Origin of the sequence: Paenibacillus sp. FSL R5-0341 (assembly GCF_037975235.1) — a bacterium.
GTDB lineage: Bacteria > Bacillota > Bacilli > Paenibacillales > Paenibacillaceae > Paenibacillus > Paenibacillus amylolyticus_A.
Map to the genome: position 1 here is coordinate 5,733,991 of NZ_CP150241.1, position 21,872 is coordinate 5,755,862.

The following is a 21,872-nucleotide window of genomic DNA, read 5'->3' on the forward strand; positions in this document are numbered from 1 at the left end:
TCGTACATGCCTTATTATATAAAAGCCGCAATGCGGCATGAAACCATAATTCAATACAATATCAGGCTAAGCTAGGACTGCTTCGCTGCATTGATCGTATCACGAATCAACTGAGCACGATAGATGTCACGCTCATCTGTGCGCATATCTTCCCCGAATGTTTTCTGCAAAAATCCCGGCTGTGTCATCACATTCAACTCATTCATTACCGTAATGGACAATCCATCCAGTAAGCCGAGATCCACGCCAAGGCGTACATCCGATAAGCGCTGTGCAGCTTCCTTGGAATCAACAATAGCTGCATGAGACAATATGCCGTAAGAACGCATGACACGATCCGTAATCCGAAGTCTGGAGTCGGTAATTAACCGTTCTCTGGCTGTACGCTCATGACCTATCATCTGTAATACAACACCATGCAGGTTCTCGATGACTTCCTGTTCGGTCTGTCCCAATGTAATCTGGTTCGAGATCTGGAACAGGTTACCCATCGCCTCACTGCCTTCACCATATATCCCCCTTACAGTTAATCCCACTTGGGAAACTGCGGTTAGAATACGGCCTATCTGTTGCGTCATCACTAGGGCAGGCAAGTGCATCATAACCGATGCTCTAACACCTGTACCTACATTGGTAGGACAGCTGGTTAAGTATCCTCTGCGATCATCAAAAGCATAGTCCACGTGCGCTTCAAAAGCATCATCTATTGCGGAAGCTTTCTCCCAGGCTTCTTTCACCTGGAACCCCGGATAGAGGCACTGGATACGAAGATGATCCTCTTCATTAATCATAATACTGACCGACTCATCCTCACTGAGAATAACCGCACCATTCCTGGATTCATTCGCAAGACTTGGACTGATGAGATGTTTCTCCACCAGCACCCGTTTGTCGAGTTCGTCAATATCGATCAGATCCAACGTATGAAAATCCCCAAAGGCATGAACGTCATCGTATTGAAGTACTTCGCTCAGCTTATTCAGCACCTCTTCCGATTGCTCATTGGAAGCCAGCATCGGAAACGGAACATGCTGAAGGTTGCGTGCAATCCGGACACGGCTGCTAATGACAATTTCGGAATCAGCCGCATCACTGCGCATCCAGTCGCTGAGCGCCTTCTCTGTAAAGCGCAGATTAGGCATTACGCATCCCTCCTACTCATGACAAACTTTACTCCTGAGCTATTCCTTTTTCAAGTCCTCTGATCTGGTCACGGATCTGAGCCGCCTCTTCAAATTCCTCTTGCGCGATGCTCTCCTGGAGCTCACGCTTCAGATCAGCGATTTGCCGTTTCACCTTGATGCGACCACCAGCTCGTGCAGGCACTTTGCCTACATGGGACGTACTACCATGAACCCGCTTGAACAAAGGGTCCAGACGGCTGTCAAAATATTTATAACATGAACTGCAGCCAAATCGACCGATCTTGCTAAATTGTGAGTACGTCATACCACACTCTTCACATTGAAGTGCTTTTGCAGGTGGTGTTCCTGCCGATCCACTCTTGCCAGCTGGATCAAAATCAAGCAATCCTGACAACAAGTTGTGAATGGAAAATCCACCTGCTGTTCCAGGGATCATCTCCCCTTTTTCACGGGCACATGACTCACAAATATGGAATTCCGTCTTCTCTCCATTTACAATCTTCGTAAAATGAAGTGTCGCCGGACGTTTATTACATTCTTGGCACAGCATATTGATGTACCTCCTTTGACCCCGATAGTTTTCATTTACCGAGCAAAGATATTAACATCGCCTTCAACATTCTGGCACGAATTTGATCCCGGTAAGGAAGTTTGACCAATATAACCTCTCTAGATACAGCTGCTCGCATCAACCCGGCTTCCCGCTTGCTCAAGAAACGCGCTTCTTCCAGTTGATAGATCAGACCTTCGGCAGCTGTCTGCCCGATCTCATCACCAATACTATGATGCAAATGATTATGCAGAGCTGATTGGGCCGGTAATTCAATGCGCTGTATGCGAACATAACCACCACCGCCGCGTTTACTCTCTACCAGGTATCCCTTCTCGAGGGTAAAACGTGTGCTGATGACATAATTGATCTGGGAAGGTACACATGAGAATTGATCTGCCAGATCATTACGCTGAATTTCAACCATTCCTTCGGGACTTTCATGCAAAATACTCTTCAGATATCGTTCGATAATATCAGAGATATTACGCATCCAATCATCCTCCACTGTCTGAAACGTTAAGTCAATAAGGACCCACACGCCCCCACAGAGTACACCTCCTCTACCCATTTAACCAATCAGGAAAACAGCGAATCTTGCTTCCACAGGTATCAACAGGAGAGCGAAGGAAGCACGAAGGTCCTTTAATATTTCCTTGATCCTCCGATAAAATGAATCCCGTATATTGGCGATCACCCATCAGATTGTAGAAAGAAAGCTACTTAAGTATTAAACCTTTAGTTGACTTTGACTTTCTTTGACTTTATAACCATTATAGCATATTTTGTAGGTTTGCCAAGTGGGGTCACTATTCATTTTTTACGATTTTACACGAAATATTCCCCAGACACAAAAAAACCTCTCCAAAATTGCTGGAGAAGTCCTTTTGTCTTTCGATAACGCCGTATTTCTATATAATCTAATCAAGTTGAACAGAACAGCGAGAATAGGAATCAGAAGAAATCGAGCAAGTAGGTTTCCCTTACAGGAATCGCTTGTTCCAAAGCCTTGATTGCTGCTTCTGGTCCGTAAATTCTTCCGATCCGTGCCATTTCTGTTGGTCTGCGATATCCCATCAGCACCGCCGTGAGAGCTTGAATATCTACCTTAATGGTCTGATCATCAGTAATTGGCTCGGATGTTTTCCATATGGACGCCGTTCCGTTCATCGCCACGTTTAGTTGCCATACCCCTTCATTCCACTGAGCGTGGGTATCTTCTACCTGAAGAGCAATCTGTACCGGTGAATCCTGGCTTGCAAATGGATACTGAGATATAAACTGCTCCACACTAACGATACGCGCCATAAAATAAGGTACGATCTCTTGCTGAATCCGTGGGTTATCCAATTGGAAAGCAAGCGTATCACTGGCAGGTGCCTGCAACGTAACTTCCTGGATCATGGAATCATGATTGGCAATGAAGGTCCACAGCCCTTGTCTAGCCTCTTCATTCAGATAGATGATCTCTTTAATGGTAAACTTATTTTCCTTAACCTCATATAAAAGATAACCTTGTGCTGCATCAGATTCATCGTAATATACAGCCTTCTGGCTGCTCCCATTAACAAGAACCGAATTTTCCCACCTTGCATCATCCCGAACCAGAGTTCCGTTATAACGCTCAGCATAAGCACTGTATACTTCCTTTAATATGCTGAGGCCCGGATCCCCACGCCGAATTGTTCCCGGTGTCGCTTTTTTCAGAGGCAAATGAGCTGTAGGTACTTTATAACGTTTAAATTCAACATAAGTCTCCCATCCATACTTCCGATAGAAACCAAAAGAGAATGGATGCAAGAACGATATACTTTGTTTGTTACGATTCATTTCTTCCAACGCATGCTTCAGCAGACCCGCTACCCAGCCTTTGCGTCTATACTCTGGCCAGGTGGCTACACCCGCAATACCGCCCATTTCGAACGATCTGCCATGAATATAGGTTTGAAAAGGGATAATGTGAAGTTTGGCGCCTAGCTGCCCGTCCTCATATACACCCCATATATCCTGTGACGAAAATTGACTCCGTCGACTTTCTTTTTGTTCATCACTCATTACTACTTGAAAAGCATATTCGGAGAGTGCCATCGCCGGTTCAAAATCGTTTACCGTCAATTTTTGAATTTCCATGTCGTCCTACACCCCGTTCTCTAGAATGTTGAGATCATTTTCAATATGAAAGTCTGATACGCCATCTATGTATCCACTATGAGTGTGTCAGAGGATTATTGCAAAGTCAAATAAGAGATGCTCGCGCATCCCCTAAAATAAACAAATAAAAACCACCACCGAATAACATCGGCAGTGGTTCTTCGCTTGGCGGCGTCCTACTCTCCCAGGACCCTGCGGTCCAAGTACCATCGGCGCTAGAGGGCTTAACGGTCGTGTTCGGGATGGGTACGTGTGGAACCCCTCCGCCATCGCCACCAAACGCGGTGCTTACATTTCAGAGTGTTGTTCTCTGAAAACTAGATTCGAAACGAAACTTACGCGATCAGAACTTGCATATTTGGATAAGCCCTCGACCGATTAGTACTGGTCAGCTCCATGCATTGCTGCACTTCCACCCCCAGCCTATCTACCTCGTCGTCTTCAAGGGGTCTTACATACTGGGAAATCTCATCTTGAGGGGGGCTTCACGCTTAGATGCTTTCAGCGTTTATCCCGTCCGTACATAGCTACCCAGCGGTGCTCCTGGCGGAACAACTGGTACACCAGCGGTACGTCCATCCCGGTCCTCTCGTACTAAGGACAGCTCCTCTCAAATTTCCTACGCCCACGACAGATAGGGACCGAACTGTCTCACGACGTTCTGAACCCAGCTCGCGTACCGCTTTAATGGGCGAACAGCCCAACCCTTGGGACCTACTTCAGCCCCAGGATGCGATGAGCCGACATCGAGGTGCCAAACCTCCCCGTCGATGTGGACTCTTGGGGGAGATAAGCCTGTTATCCCCAGGGTAGCTTTTATCCGTTGAGCGATGGCCCTTCCATGCGGTACCACCGGATCACTAAGCCCGACTTTCGTCCCTGCTCGACTTGTAGGTCTCGCAGTCAAGCTCCCTTATGCCTTTGCACTCTTCGAATGATTTCCAACCATTCTGAGGGAACCTTTGGGCGCCTCCGTTACTCTTTAGGAGGCGACCGCCCCAGTCAAACTGCCCACCTGACACTGTCCCCGCACCGGATTACGGTACCAGGTTAGAACCTAGATACGATCAGGGTGGTATCCCAACGTTGCCTCCACACAAGCTGGCGCTCATGCTTCAAAGGCTCCCACCTATCCTGTACAGATCGTACCCAAATTCAATATCAAGCTGCAGTAAAGCTCCATGGGGTCTTTCCGTCTTGTCGCGGGTAACCTGCATCTTCACAGGTATTAAAATTTCACCGGATCTCTCGTTGAGACAGCGCCCAAGTCGTTACGCCATTCGTGCGGGTCAGAATTTACCTGACAAGGAATTTCGCTACCTTAGGACCGTTATAGTTACGGCCGCCGTTTACTGGGGCTTCGGTTCACAGCTTCGGATTGCTCCTAACCACTCCCCTTAACCTTCCAGCACCGGGCAGGCGTCAGCCCGTATACTTCGCCTTACGGCTTCGCACAGACCTGTGTTTTTGCTAAACAGTCGCTTGGGCCTTTTCACTGCGGCCCCCTCGTGCTATTCACACTACCGGGGCACCCCTTCTCCCGAAGTTACGGGGTCATTTTGCCGAGTTCCTTAACGAGAGTTCTTCCGCGCGCCTTAGAATACTCTTCTCGCCTACCTGTGTCGGTTTGCGGTACGGGCACCATCACCTGGCTAGAGGCTTTTCTTGGCAGTGTGAGATCATGACCTTCGCTACTGTAATTTTCACTCCCCATCACAGCTCAGCCTTACAATGTGCGGATTTGCCTACACATCAGCCTTACTGCTTGGACGGACATCCATCAGTCCGCGTCACTACCCTACTGCGTCCCCCCATTGCTCATAACGGCTTACGGTGGTACAGGAATTTCGACCTGTTGTCCTTCGACTACGCCTTTCGGCCTCGCCTTAGGTCCCGACTTACCCTGAGCGGACGAGCCTTCCTCAGGAACCCTTAGGCTTTCGGCGGATCAGATTCTCACTGATCTTTTCGTTACTCATACCGGCATTCTCACTTGTATAATGTCCAGCGCTCCTTACGGTACACCTTCAACCCTTATACAACGCTCCCCTACCCCTGATGCAAAGCATCAAGCCATAGCTTCGGTGGTGTGTTTAGCCCCGTTACATTTTCGGCGCAGAGTCACTCGACCAGTGAGCTATTACGCACTCTTTCAATGGTGGCTGCTTCTAAGCCAACATCCTGGTTGTCTGTGCAACTCCACATCCTTTCCCACTTAACACACACTTGGGGACCTTAGCTGATGGTCTGGGCTGTTTCCCTTTTGACAATGGATCTTAGCACTCACTGTCTGACTCCCGGAAGTAAGTCTATGGCATTCGGAGTTTGACTGAGCTTGGTAACCCTTGCGGGCCCCGCACCCAATCAGTGCTCTACCTCCACGACTCTGTTTTCCGAGGCTAGCCCTAAAGCTATTTCGGGGAGAACCAGCTATCTCCGAGTTCGATTGGAATTTCTCCGCTACCCCCACCTCATCCCCGCATTTTTCAACATGCGTGGGTTCGGGCCTCCAGTGCGTGTTACCGCACCTTCACCCTGGACAGGGGTAGATCACCCGGTTTCGGGTCTACGTCCACGTACTAAGTCGCCCTATTCAGACTCGCTTTCGCTGCGGCTCCGGCTCTTCACCTTAACCTTGCACGGGAACGTAACTCGCCGGTTCATTCTACAAAAGGCACGCCATCACCCCTAAAACGGGCTCTGACTTTTTGTAAGCACACGGTTTCAGGTTCTATTTCACTCCCCTTCCGGGGTGCTTTTCACCTTTCCCTCACGGTACTGCTTCACTATCGGTCGCTAGGAAGTATTTAGCCTTGGCAGATGGTCCTGCCGGATTCATACGGGGTTTCACGTGCCCCGCACTACTCGGGATCCGTCTCGGAGGGAACAGACTTTCAATTACAGGGCTTTTACCTTCTTTGGCGGGCCTTTCCAGACCTCTTCGCTTAACCGGTTCCTTTGTAACTCCATGTGAGACGTCCCACAACCCCAAAGAGCAAGCTCTCTGGTTTGGGCTTCTCCGCGTTCGCTCGCCGCTACTGACGGAATCACTATTGTTTTCTCTTCCTCAGGGTACTTAGATGTTTCAGTTCCCCTGGTATGCCTCTACATAACCTATGTATTCAGTTATGAGTAACTGGAAATTACCCCAGCTGGGTTTCCCCATTCGGACACCCCCGGATCAAAGCTTGCTTACAGCTCCCCGAGGCAGTTTCGTTGTTCGCCACGTCCTTCATCGGCTCCTAGCGCCTAGGCATCCTCCGTGTGCTCTTAGTAGCTTAACCATTTTGTTCCGGTTTCGGTCGCTCGCTTCCCTTGGTTTGGACTGCGCCCAAATCCAAAAGTCGCTCTCACCCGATACCATCACAAAAGCAATTTAACTACCTTTATACACTTGACTTGTTTGCACAAGTTCAGCTTAAAGGAATGTTCTAATTCGCGTTTGTTTCGTTTCGATATCTAGTTTTCAAAGAACAAGCCAAATAGATGAAATTGTTTGGTGGAGCCAAGCGGGATCGAACCGCTGACCTCCTGCTTGCAAGGCAGGCGCTCTCCCAGCTGAGCTATGGCCCCTCAAATTCCATCAAAACTGAACAAATGGATAAGTAACTGTGTTGCTGTCGCAGATTCTAAGAACCTGCGTATTTGAATGTTTCCACGCGGGAAACGATTCTCCATAGAAAGGAGGTGATCCAGCCGCACCTTCCGATACGGCTACCTTGTTACGACTTCACCCCAATCATCTATCCCACCTTCGGCGGCTGGCTCCTTGCGGTTACCCCACCGACTTCGGGTGTTATAAACTCTCGTGGTGTGACGGGCGGTGTGTACAAGACCCGGGAACGTATTCACCGCGGCATGCTGATCCGCGATTACTAGCAATTCCGACTTCATGCAGGCGAGTTGCAGCCTGCAATCCGAACTGAGACCGGCTTTGTTGGGATTGGCTCCATCTCGCGATTTCGCAGCCCGTTGTACCGGCCATTGTAGTACGTGTGTAGCCCAGGTCATAAGGGGCATGATGATTTGACGTCATCCCCACCTTCCTCCGGTTTGTCACCGGCAGTCTATCTAGAGTGCCCATCCGAAATGCTGGCAACTAAATATAAGGGTTGCGCTCGTTGCGGGACTTAACCCAACATCTCACGACACGAGCTGACGACAACCATGCACCACCTGTCTTGAATGTTCCGAAGAAAAGGTACATCTCTGTACCGGTCATTCAGATGTCAAGACCTGGTAAGGTTCTTCGCGTTGCTTCGAATTAAACCACATACTCCACTGCTTGTGCGGGTCCCCGTCAATTCCTTTGAGTTTCAGTCTTGCGACCGTACTCCCCAGGCGGAGTGCTTAATGTGTTAACTTCGGCACCAAGGGTATCGAAACCCCTAACACCTAGCACTCATCGTTTACGGCGTGGACTACCAGGGTATCTAATCCTGTTTGCTCCCCACGCTTTCGCGCCTCAGCGTCAGTTACAGCCCAGAGAGTCGCCTTCGCCACTGGTGTTCCTCCACATATCTACGCATTTCACCGCTACACGTGGAATTCCACTCTCCTCTTCTGCACTCAAGTCACCCAGTTTCCAGTGCGATCCGGGGTTGAGCCCCGGGATTAAACACCAGACTTAAATGACCGCCTGCGCGCGCTTTACGCCCAATAATTCCGGACAACGCTTGCCCCCTACGTATTACCGCGGCTGCTGGCACGTAGTTAGCCGGGGCTTTCTTCTCAGGTACCGTCACCTTGAGAGCAGTTACTCTCCCAAGCGTTCTTCCCTGGCAACAGAGCTTTACGATCCGAAAACCTTCATCACTCACGCGGCATTGCTCCGTCAGGCTTTCGCCCATTGCGGAAGATTCCCTACTGCTGCCTCCCGTAGGAGTCTGGGCCGTGTCTCAGTCCCAGTGTGGCCGATCACCCTCTCAGGTCGGCTACGCATCGTCGCCTTGGTGAGCCGTTACCTCACCAACTAGCTAATGCGCCGCAGGCCCATCCCCAAGTGACAGATTGCTCCGTCTTTCCAGTTCTCTTCAGGCGAAGAAAACAACTATTCGGTATTAGCTACCGTTTCCGGTAGTTGTCCCAAACTTGAGGGCAGGTTGCCTACGTGTTACTCACCCGTCCGCCGCTAACCATCAGAGAAGCAAGCTTCTCTTCAAGTCCGCTCGACTTGCATGTATTAGGCATGCCGCCAGCGTTCGTCCTGAGCCAGGATCAAACTCTCCAATAAAGTATTGAAAAGAGCGATAAGCTCATTTTGAATCTGACGATTCATTGTGAATCAAAAGTTACTATCCATTTGTTCAGTTTTCAAGGAACTTGTATGTCCTTTTATGTTGATGTTTGTCAACCAGACAGGAATCTTATCATATAATGTTAACTAACTTACTGTCAACACTTTGTTTTCGTCACCTTTCAAATGATTATGACAATCATTCGTTTGAAGCGACAAGAAATAATATATCATGTAGCGATTTATTTAGCAAGCATTTTTAATCTACCATTTGATATTATATAAATCTTCAACAACGGTATCTTGCCTTCAGCCTATATGCGGCACATTAACACAATATCTGAAACAAAAATGGAACCCTATTAAAGGCTACTTTATATCCAAGAAACATGTCCTTTCTATAATATTGATTTCTAAAACCATACGTAATAAGGATCTAGATGAAAGACAGCTAGAGTGCCCGATTTGGATAATGAGCCCTGCCCTTCTATTGGTTTGAAGAAAGTGATCCAAAAACTCTATAATAAGGTATATAGATATAGAGATAAGGCTAAGCAATCAAGTGTACTTCTTCATACGTAGTTATGAACAATCGTTAATCGTCTCGTATAAGTACCTTTACACCGATAACGCACTCCATTTGCAGTTGGCTATTACATATTAAAGTTCTGAATAAACTCATTACTAACCTATATGGGGTGATCGCACTTGAAACAATGGTTGAAGAACATGCGCAAAGGTTATGGCAAAAAGTTGGTTTCCATCCATGCTTGGAATGCCTGGATTGTTGTGATCCTTGCTATATCAGGTCTTATGCTGGTAGGCGGCTTTTGGCGAGAGATACTCGGGATCGGTCGTGTCTGGTTAAAATGGCTACATATCATCGTTGGGCTAGCTATGCTGGCACCCGTAGTATATTACTTGATTTTGGCCGGAAAGCACTGGAAACAGCTTCGTAATAGACCTTGGCAAAGGGTGAACACCATCTTTGTTCTTGCGCTGCTGGTAGGCTGGCTACTCTCGGGTATTGTGTTATGGCAGTTCAAGCTAGCTGGACCTCGATGGTCGAATGCTGCACTTTTGATCCATGACCTGCTGACTTGGGTGGGCTTGCCTTATATTATCTATCACTCCATAACTCGGACCAAATGGTTAAAGGACCCTGCACGTCGTGCGGTTAAAACTACTACAACTTCAACACAAACTCAAGATACAGCTGATCCATCTGATTCAATATCGGATGAAAAAGAAACTCCGGCTGCTATATCTTCTTCCCAGTTTGATCGCAGTTCCGAGAGAGATCCCCTCAAATCAGAGGAGCGACCTCAACCGGTGTATACACGACGAGCTTTCATCCGTTCTGCTGTCGGCGTTGGCCTCGCCGTGACTCTTGGACCTACATTTATATCCTGGGTAGGGCGAAATCTCAAGATCGATAACAGTATTGATAGCATGCTGGAGAACGATCCTAACCGTATGGTTCCTTTGCCACAACCGTTGTCTGCCTCATCACCTCCCATTGGAGGCGGAGCTGAAGGTCATTTCCGTGTATATACGGTTACGCCTATACCTTCCTTCTCCAATGCAAACTGGTCTTTCCGAATTGACGGACTGGTTGAACGGGCACAGGTTTGGAACTGGGAACAGTTTGTGAAGCTCGCGCGTACCGTACAGGTTAGTGATTTTCACTGTGTAACGGGCTGGTCTGTATATAAGAATACCTGGGAAGGCATTTCTCTTGCTCAGCTTTTGAAACAAGCCGGGGTCAAACCGGAAGCTCATAGTGTTAAGTTTTATTCCGGTGACGGCGTGTATACAGATGCCATTACAATGGATCAAGCGCAAATGGAGGATATTATGGTCGCTGTCATGCATGATGGCAAACCCATCCCGGCTGATCTTGGCGGTCCCGTACGGCTGGTCATTCCTCAGATGTATGCCTATAAATCAGTAAAATGGTTAAATCGCATTGAACTCATCGACAGCGAACATATTGGTTACTGGGAAGAGCGAGGGTATGATAAGGATGCATGGCTTACAGGCGCATCTCAACGCATCCCTAACAATTTAAGTGGATCAAGATAAGATAAGATAAGATAAGATAAGATAAGACTGGTGAGCTTTCATTCGTTGGGAGAAATAATTTAGATAAAAAGAAAAAGCCCCCGATCACATATTCGTGTCTTCGGGGGCTTTCTTATATGAACTCTTTTGTTCACCCTAGGGATTCAAAAGACGTACAAGTTCGTCCTCATCCTCAATCGTAGGAATACCAAGATCATGGGCTTTGGTTAGCTTACTACCTGCCTTCTCTCCGGCAATCACCAGATCTGTCTTTTTCGACACACTGCCTGTCACCTTCGCTCCGAGCGCTTCCAGTCTTTGCGTTGCCTCTTCCCGCGTCAATTGATGCAGCGTTCCGGTCAAGACAACCGTTTTACCACTGAAGAAGGAATCTTCCACAACAGCAACGGCTGGTGCCTCAGGTGCCTGAGCTTTCACACCCAAGTTGAGCATTTTCTCAATTGCAGCCTGTGTAAACGGATCTGCAAAAAAGTTTACGATGCTCTCTGCCACAATACCACCGACGTCGGGTAGTTCAACCAGTTCTTCCACGGTTGCATTCATAATGGCGTGCAAATCTCGATAATGATCAGCGAGCATGCGCGTTGTCGATTTACCTGTGTTCGGAATACCCAGTGAGTATAAGAAGGAAGCCAAGTCTCTATCTTTACTAAGCTCAAGCGCAGCGATAAGGTTGTTCGCTTTCTTTTCCCCAAACCGCTCCAGCTTCACCAGATCATCAAACTGTAACGTATACAGGTCGGCAGGCTCACGTACGTTCAATTCATCATACAACTGAATCGCTGTTTTCTCACTGAACGTCTCGATGTCCATAGCATCCCGGGAAGCAAAATGGGAAATACGTGCCACCGTTTGCGGTTTACACGCAAGCCTATTGTTACAGAACAGATGCGCTCCGCGTTGCTCCAGTGGGAATCCACATGCAGGACACTGCTCAGGGAAGACGATCTCCTCGCCATCACTCTCCTCTGTCACTTTACCCAGAATTTCTGGAATGACGTCATTGGAGCGACGGATAAAGACCCGTGTGCCCAGAGCGAACTTCAGATTTTTGCGCTCAATATCGCCGACATTGTTCAGAGTACAGTTCTGTACCGTTACCCCGGCAAGTTCAACGGGTTCTACCCGTGCCAGCGGAGTTACTTTGCCAGTACGACCCACATTCCATACCACAGCGTTAAGAACTGTCGTGGTCTCTTCTGCCTCGAATTTATATGCCACTGCCCAGCGAGGGAATTTATCGGTATACCCTAGCACCTCGCGTGTGCGCATGTCTGTAATTTTGATAACAGCTCCATCGATCAGATAGTCTAGCTGCCCCCGGTTCTCCTGAATCGCGGCCAGTTGTTCCATCACATCATCAAACTCATGGAAATAAGTAATCGATGGATTAACTTTGAAGCGGTTCTCACGTAGGAAGTCCATCATCTGCTGATGATTGGCAAATTGAATGTCATCCGAATAACCTACATTATAAAAATAAGCATTCAACCGTCGCTCAGCCGTCGCCTTCGGATTCAGGTTGCGGAGCGCTCCTGCTGCTGCATTACGCGCATTCTTGAGTGGCTCTGCCGCTGTCTCATTGTATCGATCCAAGACAGACAAATTCATGATGCCTTCACCCTGTACTTCAATCGTACCGCTTGTATAAGGAATTTTGAGCGGAACGGATCTGATCGTTCTCACCTGTGCCAAAATCCCTTCTCCTACGGTACCGTTCCCTCGTGTAGAGGCTTGCACCAATTCGCCGTTGGTATACGTCAGGTTCAGCGTCAATCCATCAAACTTCAACTCAATGACATAACCTGGTTCCGGTAAAGGCGTATCGGGATTTTTACTGTTATAGTCATTAATCAGTTTCAGTACACGAGTATTCCAGCTGCGCAGCTGCTCAATATTCTGCGCTTTGTCCAGACTCCATAATGAGGATAAATGGCGATGTGGGGTAAACCCCTTGAGCAGTTCGCCGCCCACACGCTGTGTTGGAGAATCAGGCAGAACGATGCCACTTTCCTGTTCCAGCGTAACCAGTTCATCGTACAGAAGGTCATACTCCTTATCGCTGATCTGTGGCTGATCCATCGTGTAGTACTGATAGTTATGCTGATTCAGCTCGGTAACGAGTTGCTCCATCCGGTGCATCGGGTCCATACAGGGCCATCCCTCCGTTAATTTGATCTATATATGTAGAACGAACACTCCTATTGCACGTGAACTCCGATAACAAAATAACGTTCCATCGTTGATATCACTACATAATTTCAATGAATGAATATCCACACCGACACTCCGATAACAGAATAACTTTCCGATCGCTGTTATCCCCGGATTTCTTTCAATCCATTTTAAAAGGTGGATATCCGGGGATAAAGGCGAACGCCTTGCTTCTTCAAGTTATTTCTGTTCTCTCCGTTATCACGCAAAAGGAAGTTTCGTTCAAAAATTATTCTACTTTCGTGATAGGGGCAAAGCCGGCAAGCAAACGTTTCACACCAACTGGAGCCGGGAAGGCAATCTGCAGTTCGGTATCATTACCTGTACCTTTAACTGCAACAATCGTACCTGTCCCCCATTTACCATGCTGCACTTTGTCTCCTGCCTTGAACCCTGCTTCACCATTAGAAGCTACCGGCTTGGAAGCAGATGATGGTGTAGAGTATGCTGGGCGAGACGTGCTCGTGGTCACACGCGAAGTTGGCGTGGAAGATGTAGCAGATGAACCGCTCTTGCTTTGGTGATCAAAGAGCTTGGTTCCACCACCGAAGTTACTTCCTCCACTGGAACCTAACCCACGTCCACCATATGAGCCGCCTCCGCTACTGCCACGACGGTAACGATCACGAGCCATAGAGGTGTCTTCCTTCAGCTCATCCGGAATCTCATCCAGGAAGCGGGAAGGTGGATTCGCTGTGGTACGTCCAAACAAGGTACGCATCTGGGCACAGGACAGGAACAGTTGCTCTTCCGCACGGGTGATCCCTACATAAGCAAGTCGGCGTTCTTCTTCCAATTCTTCATTGTCCATAAAGGCACGGCTATGCGGGAAGACCCCTTCCTCCATACCTACGATAAAGACAACCGGGAACTCCAGACCTTTGGCGCTGTGCATGGTCATCAGGGTAACAGCGTCGCTCTGATCCTCTTCATCATCGTTCATGCTGTCGATGTCAGCAATCAATGCAAGATCGGTGAGGAACGAAACGAGCGTTTTGTCTTCATTATTTTTCTCAAATTCCATCGTTACCGACAGGAACTCTTCAATGTTCTCCAGCCGTGCACGGGATTCGAGTGTGTTTTCATTTTGCATCTCAAGACGGTATTGGCTCATCTCAAGTATCTTCTCGGTTAATTCAGTTACAGACAGATATTCTACCATCTGATGCAGCGCAGCGATCATGTCATAGAACTCCACGAGCGCATTGCGCGTACGGCCAGCAAAACCAAGATCATCCACGACCTGCAGTACTCGGAAAATGGAAATTCCACGCTCTCCTGCCGCAGCCGCAAGCTTCGCTACCGTTGTATCACCGATGCTACGCTTCGGTACATTAATGATCCGAGTGAGACTGATATCATCGTCGGGGTTAGATAACAGGCGCAGATACGCCAGAATGTCCTTGATCTCTTTACGATCGTAGAACTTGATGCCGCCGACAATCTGATACGGAATATCAGACTTGATCAGAATTTCCTCTATAACCCGGGACTGGGCGTTGGTACGGTACAAAATCGCATGGTTCTGATAGGATTTGCCGTTCTTCACATTTTTACTAATCTCGGAAGTAACAAAATACCCCTCATCATGTTCGGAATCCGCACGGTATACCTTGATTTTCGAACCACCCTCTTTGTCCGTCCACAGTTTCTTCGGTTTACGGCCTGTATTCAGGCCAATCACTTCATTTGCTGCATTCAGGATATTGGAAGTAGAACGATAGTTCTGCTCCAGTAAAATCGTGTTTGCTTCAGGGTAATCTTTCTCAAAGTTCAGGATATTGCTGATATCCGCCCCACGCCAGCGATAGATCGACTGGTCACTATCCCCTACAACGCAGATGCGGTGGTGGCTGTCAGCGAGCATGCGGCACAGCATGTACTGTGCACGGTTCGTATCCTGATACTCGTCCACGTGAATGTACTGGAATTTCTTTTGGTAAAAGTCGAGGACTTCCGGTACTTCCTTGAACAGTTGAATCGTCTGCATAATCAGATCATCAAAATCAAGTGAGTTGTTGGCTCTTAACCGTTTCTGATACATCTTATATATCTTCGCTACAATACCCTCGAAATAGTCTCCTGCCTGCTTCTCATATTGCTCCGGACTGATCAGTTCATTCTTGGCCGTGCTCATCATCGATTGAACTGCTTTGGGTTCGAATTTCTTGGTATCGATATTTTGGTCTTTCATACAGCTGCGAATAACAGATAATTGGTCCGATGAGTCCAAAATACTGAAATTGGAAGTGAAGCCGATACGTTCAATATCACGGCGCAGAATACGCACGCACATGGAGTGGAAGGTGGATACCCAAATGTCGCGGCCTTGTGAGCCACCAACTAGTTGGGATACCCGGTCTTGCATCTCACGAGCGGCTTTGTTCGTAAAGGTAATCGCTAAAATGCCCCACGGGGGTGCCTTCCGTGTTGCAATGAGGTAGGCAATCCGGTGTGTCAGTACCCGGGTCTTGCCGGAACCGGCTCCAGCCATAATCAGCAACGGGCCATCCGTCGCCTCGACGGCTTGCCGTTGAGGGGTGTTAAGCCGTGCAACGGCATCATGTATATTTACAGGTTGCATGCATGCATGCTCCTTTCGTTGGTTGGTCTATAAAGCAAAATTAATAGGTTACACTCGTCACTAAGATGACAGAATAATCTTCCGATCGCTGTTATTCCCGGATTTTTCGATCTACTTTTCAAAGGTGAAAATCCGGTAATAAAGGCGCACGCTCCGCTTCTCCAGCTTATTTCTGTCCTCTTCGTTCTCGTGTAAAAATTAGTTTAGCTTATATTTAAGGAAAGTAAAAATAGAAGAGAGAACACTTCGTTTCCGTGTACACATAGTCCCTGTATACGAATTTCTTAAACAAGAAAAAATATCGGGTAATAAGAGTATGCTTAGGATTTAGCTTTCTTACAGAAAGCTTTTAACGAGCACTTCGTTTCGCCAGCTAACTTCTGTCCACTTTGTTCTCGTGTAAATGACAATACGCTCATATTTAGTCAGGGCAAGGTTCTATTTTAACAGATCATAAGGGGAAAATGGGGGATTGGTAAACTAAACCGATTAAACCGTTCCTTTCACAACCAACACCGTCTCAAGAGCCTTATTCAAATCGCTGTACACAATATTACCTACCACTACGGTATCTGCCACCTGGGCAGCTTGCGCGGCTTTCTCCGGATCATCAATTCCGCCGCCGTAGATAAGGTGTGCCCGATCCAGTTGTCTATATGTCTCACCAACAAGCTCCAGATCTCCGAACGTTCCGCTATACTCCATGTATACGATTGGCAGATTGAGCAGACGCTCTGCAGCCTGGGCATATGCCACCGCAGCTCCTGTCGTCAGTTCCGTATCTGCACCAGTCAACCGAGCTACCGTGGAGTTTGCATTGAGCACAATATAACCCTCGGCAATAAGCAAATCCCACGGGATGAGATAACCATAACGCTCTATCGCTTGCTGGTGGTGCCCAATCATCCATTTGCTGTCCGTTGCATTCAGGACCATCGGGATCAAATATCCGTCAAACCCGGGAACAACGGCTTCCAGATCAGATACTTCAAGCACACATGGCAACTCATAACGACGCACACGGGACATCAGGTCTACCGTGTTATCATAAGTAATTCCAGAAGATCCGCCGACGATAATCGCATCGGTCCCCGACATACAGACCAGATCGAGTTCTTCGTCCGTAATTTCCCGGTCCGGGTCAAGCTTAAATACATGTCTCCACTGCTTAATCATGTCTATCAACGAACATTCCTCCAGAGGTTCTTCTGCATCCTAGAAAGCTTGTAAACTAAGTCTAAGTCAGCAGGCAGTGAGTGTCAATGTTCGTATAAAAAGGGGAACAGAAAAAACATGAATTTTTACGGTTTCCAAGCAAAACGTGTGTTCATCTCATCCAGTTCCTGCTCCGTCAGCACGTCAGAGTATACCCCGTACACGCCCCATTTCTCATAGTTAGCCACCTGTTCAGTGTCATTGATGGTATGCACGTAGGTGACTGAGCCAGCACTATTCAGCTTGGCAACGAAATTCTGGTTCACTTTATATTCCGGCATGGTAACCGCATCAATATCATTCTTCTGCACAAAATTAACAACCTGAGCTTCTGTATCCTGTGTGGCATATAACGTATATATAATCGAAGGGAACGCATAGACTTCTTTCACCGTTTCAAGCATCGGTTCGTTATAGATTTGTACCACCACCCGATTCAGCACAGAGGGGTCATGTTCTTTGGCTGCATCCACCAGGGATCTTAACACCTGCTGAATATCCTCGTCCTTCTGTTCCTTGGTATCAGTAACGATATACATATCCGGATACTCGGCTAGTACATCTACAATGCCATCGGCATCCATGGGTTGATACATGCCCAAAATAGGCGTATTCATAAATTCATCATGTGTCAGCGCCCCGGCTTGTTTATCCTCCGGAAGCTCTTCGTCTTGTCCTAGCATTTTGCTCATATTAGCGGTCCATTCATGTCTGGCCACGGCTTTACGATCCGATGTCAGCATAAAGTCGATCTCAAATACACGTGTGCCTTTCTCGTAATTGGCGATCATCGCTTCATAGGCGTTGGTATATGGTTGATCACGAATGCTGCCCATTGCATGGGCGATTAATCTATATGCTGTAAATCCGTCCCGTTGTTCCTCACTCTCACTTTCATAGGCGAAAAAGAGTGTGCCCACGGTAACGATCATTAGTATTAACACGGCGGCAATGCGTTTCATATCACATTCACATCCTCAGTACCTTTTTGTTAGCTAACTACCCGAATTGAGGAGGTGTAAAACAAAACAGCCGCCCGGAGGCGACTGTTAAATGGTGGGATAGACTACGGATATTAATAACGTACGTTAATGTTCTCAGTCTGTTTTTTGCACACTCAACTCATTCAAAAACGCAATCAGTGCCTCACGCCAAGGTCTCAGAGGTTTCAGACCATTCGTTCGAATCGCCAGATGATCCATTACAGAGTATGCAGGACGCGGAGCTGGACGTGGAAACTGATCGGTTGTGCATGGATTAAGTTCGGCCGTTGGCTTGAATACACCATGCTTATTCGCTTCTTCGCTAATGGCCTGCGCAAACTCGTACCACGTGCAAATTCCCGAATTGGAAGCATGATAGATACCATATTTTTCACTAGCAGAAAGGGTATGAATGAATCGGGCAAGATCCACGGTATAGGTGGGCGAACCTTGTTGATCATGAACGACTTGCAGTTGTGGACGTTTCTCCATAAGTCCCAGCATGGTTTTAACAAAATTACTGCCAAATACGCCAAACACCCATGATGTTCGAACGATAAACCATCGCGTACACAAACTTTGAACCAGCCGTTCCCCAGCAAGCTTCGACTTGCCATAAACACTCTGCGGATTAGTTACATCGTACTCTCGGTAAGGTGTGCTCCCGCTCCCATCAAATACATAATCGGTACTGATATATACCAATTTTGCTTTCACACTCTCGGCGGCAACCGCAATGTTTCTAGTACCTGATGCATTGATAGCATATGCTGTATCCTCATCTACCTCAGCCTGATCGACCGCCGTGTAGGCAGCACAGTGAATAATGATGTGAGGCTGGAACGTCGTAATCATGTCGGTGCACTGCTGTTGATCGGTAATATCCATCTGATTTCTATCACAGGCCAGTACTTGATGCCCCTCTGTTTGGAAGGTCTTCACCACATCATAACCTAGCTGTCCCGCCGATCCAGTCACCATAACTCTATAGTTCATTGGGGCGAATCACCCATCCGCTTACCGTATTGAAGCTGGACATAATCCTGATACGCGCCTGATTGAATTCTGGTCCACCAATCCTGATGATTCAGATACCACTGAATCGTCTCTCTGATCCCAGTTTCAAAATTGTGTGCAGGTTGCCAGCCGAGCTCTGTACGTATCTTGGTAGGATCTATACCGTAACGCCGGTCATGTCCCAAGCGATCCTGTACATGTTTAATCAAACTCGCTGGTTTGCCCAGTTGCTCCAAAACAGTCTGCACAATATACATATTAGTGCGTTCGTTATTACCGCCAACGTTATATACCTCACCCGATTGTCCATTATGAATCACGAGATCAATCGCACTGCAGTGATCCTCGACATAAAGCCAGTCACGAATATTGAGCCCATCACCATATACTGGGATGGCTTCATCATTCAATGCACGGGATATAATCAGCGGAATCAGTTTCTCCGGGAATTGAAAAGGTCCATAGTTGTTGGAGCAACGTGTAATGTTTACAGGAAGTCCAAAGGTTTCATGGTAGGATCTTACAAGCAGATCCCCACCAGCTTTACTGGCAGAGTAAGGACTGTTAGGCATCAAAGGTGTATCTTCAGTAAATAAACCTGTTGCACCTAGTGATCCATACACCTCATCCGTCGATACCTGAACAAACTTGGTGACTTGATACTTCTTTGCCGCATCCAGCAGAACCTGAGTACCCATCACATTGGTACGGACAAAGATATCCGGGGACAGAATACTACGATCTACATGAGACTCGGCAGCGAAATTCACAATCACATCGATGCCTTGGGCAAAAATAGCTTCCATCTGCTGTACATCTGCAATATCTGCTTTGATAAATGTATATTGAGGATTAGACTCTACTGTATGCAAATTCTCCAAATTCCCCGCATACGTTAATGCATCAACATTGATAATTTCATAACTCGGATGTTCACGAAGCATATATAGCACAAAGTTGCTGCCGATAAATCCGGCCCCACCCGTAACCAGTAGTTTCATGCTGTCTCTCTCCCTCTGCCCCCAGATACAGAAGTATCTGAGAAGTCTGTTTATTTAGTCGAAGTTCAGTTCGGCATCTTTCAGTAAAGGATGCTTTTGGTCCTTCTCCGATAATATAGGTTTCGTCACAGGCCAATCAATGCCGAGCGCAGGATCATCCCATAAAATTCCACGATCATGTTCAGGCGAATAATAGGCGTCTACTTTATAAGTTACCTGAGAATGAGGTACCAAGGTGCAGAATCCATGAGCAAACCCCTGAGGAACAAGCAGTTGCCGCTGGTTGTACTCACTTAGAATGACACTTTTCCATTGTCCAAAGGTTGGGGAAGATTTCCGCACATCCACAATTACATCATATATAGCCCCAGATATAACCCTCACCAGTTTAGTCTGCGCCTTGGGATGAAGTTGGTAATGAAGTCCACGCAGAACACCAGCTTCAGCTGACAAGGATTGATTGTCCTGAATAAAGACGTGTTGTATCCCATTCTCATGCAGAACCTGTTCATTATAACTCTCCATAAAATATCCACGATGATCACCATAAACCTTGGGTTCTAAAATGGCTGCGCCATCCATAAACAGCGGAATTACCTTCATGACATCCCTCCGTTTTGCTGTTGACATCATTTCTTCATATTGACTATGTATATGTAAGGTGTCGGGTAAGTGTTTGTTCATTGGCCTGTATAACCCTTATATTTAATCTTCCATAAGATAAACCAAAGCCCAGCCGCGATATCATGCTTCGGCTGGGCTTCAAGAGAAAAAGGAAAACTATTATTGATTCTTTACGACCTGCTCCAAATACTTTAAGAGATCTTTCCGCAGATCCGGGCGTTGCAACGCATAATGTATGGACGTTTCAATAAAACCTAACTTCTCACCAACATCATGACGGAGCCCATCAAAGTGATATGCCAGAATCTGTCGCTGTTCATTCAATCGGGACAAAGCATCTGTGAGTTGGATTTCTCCGCCAACGCCAGCAGATTGTTGACCTAGTATCTCAAAGATATCCGGTGTAAGAATATAACGTCCCATAATAGCCAGGTTAGAGGGGGAATCTTCGGTCTTCGGTTTCTCAATTAAGCGGCGGGCGCGAAAGACACGTTCATCGGTACGAGTTAGCAACTCTCCGTCTACAATCCCGTAGCGGGATACCTCATTCCAATCGACAGGCTGTACACCAACGATTGGAGACTGCAGTTCATCATAAACCTCGATCATCTGCTTCAGGCAGGGATGGTCCGCTTCCACAATGTCGTCCCCTAACAGGACGGCAAAAGGTTCGTTGCCAATAAACTTGCGGGCGCACCAGATGGCGTGACCAAGTCCCTTCGGTTCCTTTTGACGGATATAATGAATGTCTGCCATCTCGGAAGGTTTGCGTACTTCGTTGAGTAGGTCCCATTTCTGTTTGCCCGCCAAATTCTGCTCCAGCTCAAAAGAATAGTCGAAGTGATCTTCAATGGCCCGTTTCCCTTTACCCGTCACAATAATGATATCTTCAATGCCAGAAGCTACGGCTTCTTCAATAATGTACTGGATCGTCGGCTTGTCCACGATGGGCAACATTTCTTTCGGCATCGCCTTAGTGGCAGGCAGAAACCGGGTACCCAACCCTGCGGCTGGAATAATCGCCTTGCGAATACGCATACGAACCCACTCCTTTTGCTAGATACATA

Annotated in this window: 13 protein-coding genes, 1 tRNA gene and 3 rRNA genes; 1 reads left to right on the forward strand and 16 read right to left on the reverse strand. The window is 47.4% G+C overall.

The window, feature by feature from the left end; genetic code table 11:
• Positions 1-71: 71 nt before the first annotated feature.
• The 8 genes from MKX75_RS25950 to MKX75_RS25985 all read right to left on the reverse strand — a co-directional run bounded on the left by MKX75_RS25950 (position 72) and on the right by MKX75_RS25985 (position 9,079).
• Positions 72-1,142 (reverse strand): protein arginine kinase, encoded by a 1,071-nt coding sequence (locus tag MKX75_RS25950; protein ID WP_036607140.1) that lies wholly within the window; start codon positions 1,140-1,142, stop codon positions 72-74.
• A 28-nt stretch (positions 1,143-1,170) separates the two neighbouring features.
• Positions 1,171-1,695: a UvrB/UvrC motif-containing protein gene (locus MKX75_RS25955; RefSeq protein WP_062836166.1), complete on the reverse strand. Its 525-nt coding sequence runs from the start codon at positions 1,693-1,695 to the stop codon at positions 1,171-1,173.
• Positions 1,696-1,726: 31 nt separating this feature from the next.
• Positions 1,727-2,188 carry a CtsR family transcriptional regulator gene (locus tag MKX75_RS25960; RefSeq protein WP_062836165.1) on the reverse strand — a complete coding sequence of 154 codons (462 nt, stop codon included), beginning with the start codon at positions 2,186-2,188 and terminating at the stop codon, positions 1,727-1,729.
• A 461-nt stretch (positions 2,189-2,649) separates the two neighbouring features.
• Entirely contained in the window at positions 2,650-3,825 is a 1,176-nt protein-coding gene (locus tag MKX75_RS25965; RefSeq protein ID WP_339167373.1) for a GNAT family N-acetyltransferase, read from the reverse strand.
• Positions 3,826-4,009: 184 nt separating this feature from the next.
• A 5S ribosomal RNA gene (gene rrf / locus MKX75_RS25970) occupies positions 4,010-4,126 on the reverse strand.
• Positions 4,127-4,204: 78 nt separating this feature from the next.
• Positions 4,205-7,130 (reverse strand): 23S ribosomal RNA (locus tag MKX75_RS25975).
• Positions 7,131-7,343: 213 nt separating this feature from the next.
• Positions 7,344-7,419: transfer RNA gene (locus MKX75_RS25980), tRNA-Ala, on the reverse strand.
• Between the two features lie 107 nt (positions 7,420-7,526).
• A 16S ribosomal RNA gene (locus tag MKX75_RS25985) occupies positions 7,527-9,079 on the reverse strand.
• The 16S, 23S and 5S rRNA genes sit together here with 1 tRNA gene alongside, the layout of an rRNA operon.
• Positions 9,080-9,790: 711 nt before the next feature.
• On the opposite strand from MKX75_RS25985, the gene MKX75_RS25990 reads away from it, so the two are divergent.
• Positions 9,791-11,167 carry a molybdopterin-dependent oxidoreductase gene (locus MKX75_RS25990; protein WP_339167374.1) on the forward strand — a complete coding sequence of 459 codons (1,377 nt, stop codon included), beginning with the start codon at positions 9,791-9,793 and terminating at the stop codon, positions 11,165-11,167.
• A 135-nt stretch (positions 11,168-11,302) separates the two neighbouring features.
• Here the strand turns inward: MKX75_RS25990 and ligA are convergent, their stop codons facing one another.
• From ligA to galU, 8 genes are all read right to left on the reverse strand, one after another.
• Positions 11,303-13,318 (reverse strand): NAD-dependent DNA ligase LigA, encoded by a 2,016-nt coding sequence (gene ligA / locus MKX75_RS25995; RefSeq protein ID WP_339167375.1) that lies wholly within the window; start codon positions 13,316-13,318, stop codon positions 11,303-11,305.
• Positions 13,319-13,610: 292 nt separating this feature from the next.
• Positions 13,611-15,965: a DNA helicase PcrA gene (gene pcrA / locus MKX75_RS26000; protein WP_076334036.1), complete on the reverse strand. Its 2,355-nt coding sequence runs from the start codon at positions 15,963-15,965 to the stop codon at positions 13,611-13,613.
• 489 nt (positions 15,966-16,454) lie between these two features.
• The gene (locus MKX75_RS26005; RefSeq protein ID WP_339167376.1) at positions 16,455-17,150 is read right to left on the reverse strand and encodes a heptaprenylglyceryl phosphate synthase; all 696 of its coding nucleotides are present in this window, start codon (positions 17,148-17,150) and stop codon (positions 16,455-16,457) included.
• A 116-nt stretch (positions 17,151-17,266) separates the two neighbouring features.
• On the reverse strand, positions 17,267-18,142 hold the full coding sequence (locus tag MKX75_RS26010; protein ID WP_339167377.1) for a phosphatidylinositol-specific phospholipase C/glycerophosphodiester phosphodiesterase family protein: 876 nt from the start codon (positions 18,140-18,142) through the stop codon (positions 17,267-17,269).
• 135 nt (positions 18,143-18,277) lie between these two features.
• Positions 18,278-19,159, reverse strand: a complete 882-nt coding sequence (rfbD, locus tag MKX75_RS26015; protein ID WP_339167379.1) for a dTDP-4-dehydrorhamnose reductase — start codon at positions 19,157-19,159, stop codon at positions 18,278-18,280.
• On the reverse strand, positions 19,156-20,181 hold the full coding sequence (gene rfbB, locus MKX75_RS26020) for a dTDP-glucose 4,6-dehydratase (RefSeq protein ID WP_339167380.1): 1,026 nt from the start codon (positions 20,179-20,181) through the stop codon (positions 19,156-19,158). The genes rfbD and rfbB overlap by 4 nt, the downstream gene beginning before the upstream one ends.
• A 54-nt stretch (positions 20,182-20,235) precedes the next feature.
• Positions 20,236-20,784: a dTDP-4-dehydrorhamnose 3,5-epimerase gene (gene rfbC / locus MKX75_RS26025; protein ID WP_339167382.1), complete on the reverse strand. Its 549-nt coding sequence runs from the start codon at positions 20,782-20,784 to the stop codon at positions 20,236-20,238.
• A 180-nt stretch (positions 20,785-20,964) separates the two neighbouring features.
• Entirely contained in the window at positions 20,965-21,843 is an 879-nt protein-coding gene (galU, locus tag MKX75_RS26030) for a UTP--glucose-1-phosphate uridylyltransferase GalU (protein WP_339167384.1), read from the reverse strand.
• Positions 21,844-21,872: the final 29 nt, after the last annotated feature.

Bases quoted from the DNA above. Each gene is read 5' to 3' on its own strand.
- MKX75_RS25965 (WP_339167373.1), bottom strand. From the start codon at position 3,825: ATGGAAATTCAAAAATTGACGGTAAACGATTTTGAACCGGCGATGGCA.
- ligA (WP_339167375.1), bottom strand. From the start codon at position 13,318: ATGGACCCGATGCACCGGATGGAGCAACTCGTTACCGAGCTGAATCAG.
- rfbB (WP_339167380.1), bottom strand. From the start codon at position 20,181: ATGAAACTACTGGTTACGGGTGGGGCCGGATTTATCGGCAGCAACTTT.
- MKX75_RS25955 (WP_062836166.1), bottom strand. From the start codon at position 1,695: ATGCTGTGCCAAGAATGTAATAAACGTCCGGCGACACTTCATTTTACG.
- galU (WP_339167384.1), bottom strand. From the start codon at position 21,843: ATGCGTATTCGCAAGGCGATTATTCCAGCCGCAGGGTTGGGTACCCGG.
- rfbD (WP_339167379.1), bottom strand. From the start codon at position 19,159: ATGAACTATAGAGTTATGGTGACTGGATCGGCGGGACAGCTAGGTTAT.
- pcrA (WP_076334036.1), bottom strand. From the start codon at position 15,965: ATGCAACCTGTAAATATACATGATGCCGTTGCACGGCTTAACACCCCT.
- MKX75_RS25960 (WP_062836165.1), bottom strand. From the start codon at position 2,188: ATGCGTAATATCTCTGATATTATCGAACGATATCTGAAGAGTATTTTG.
- MKX75_RS26010 (WP_339167377.1), bottom strand. From the start codon at position 18,142: ATGAAACGCATTGCCGCCGTGTTAATACTAATGATCGTTACCGTGGGC.
- rfbC (WP_339167382.1), bottom strand. From the start codon at position 20,784: ATGAAGGTAATTCCGCTGTTTATGGATGGCGCAGCCATTTTAGAACCC.
- MKX75_RS25950 (WP_036607140.1), bottom strand. From the start codon at position 1,142: ATGCCTAATCTGCGCTTTACAGAGAAGGCGCTCAGCGACTGGATGCGC.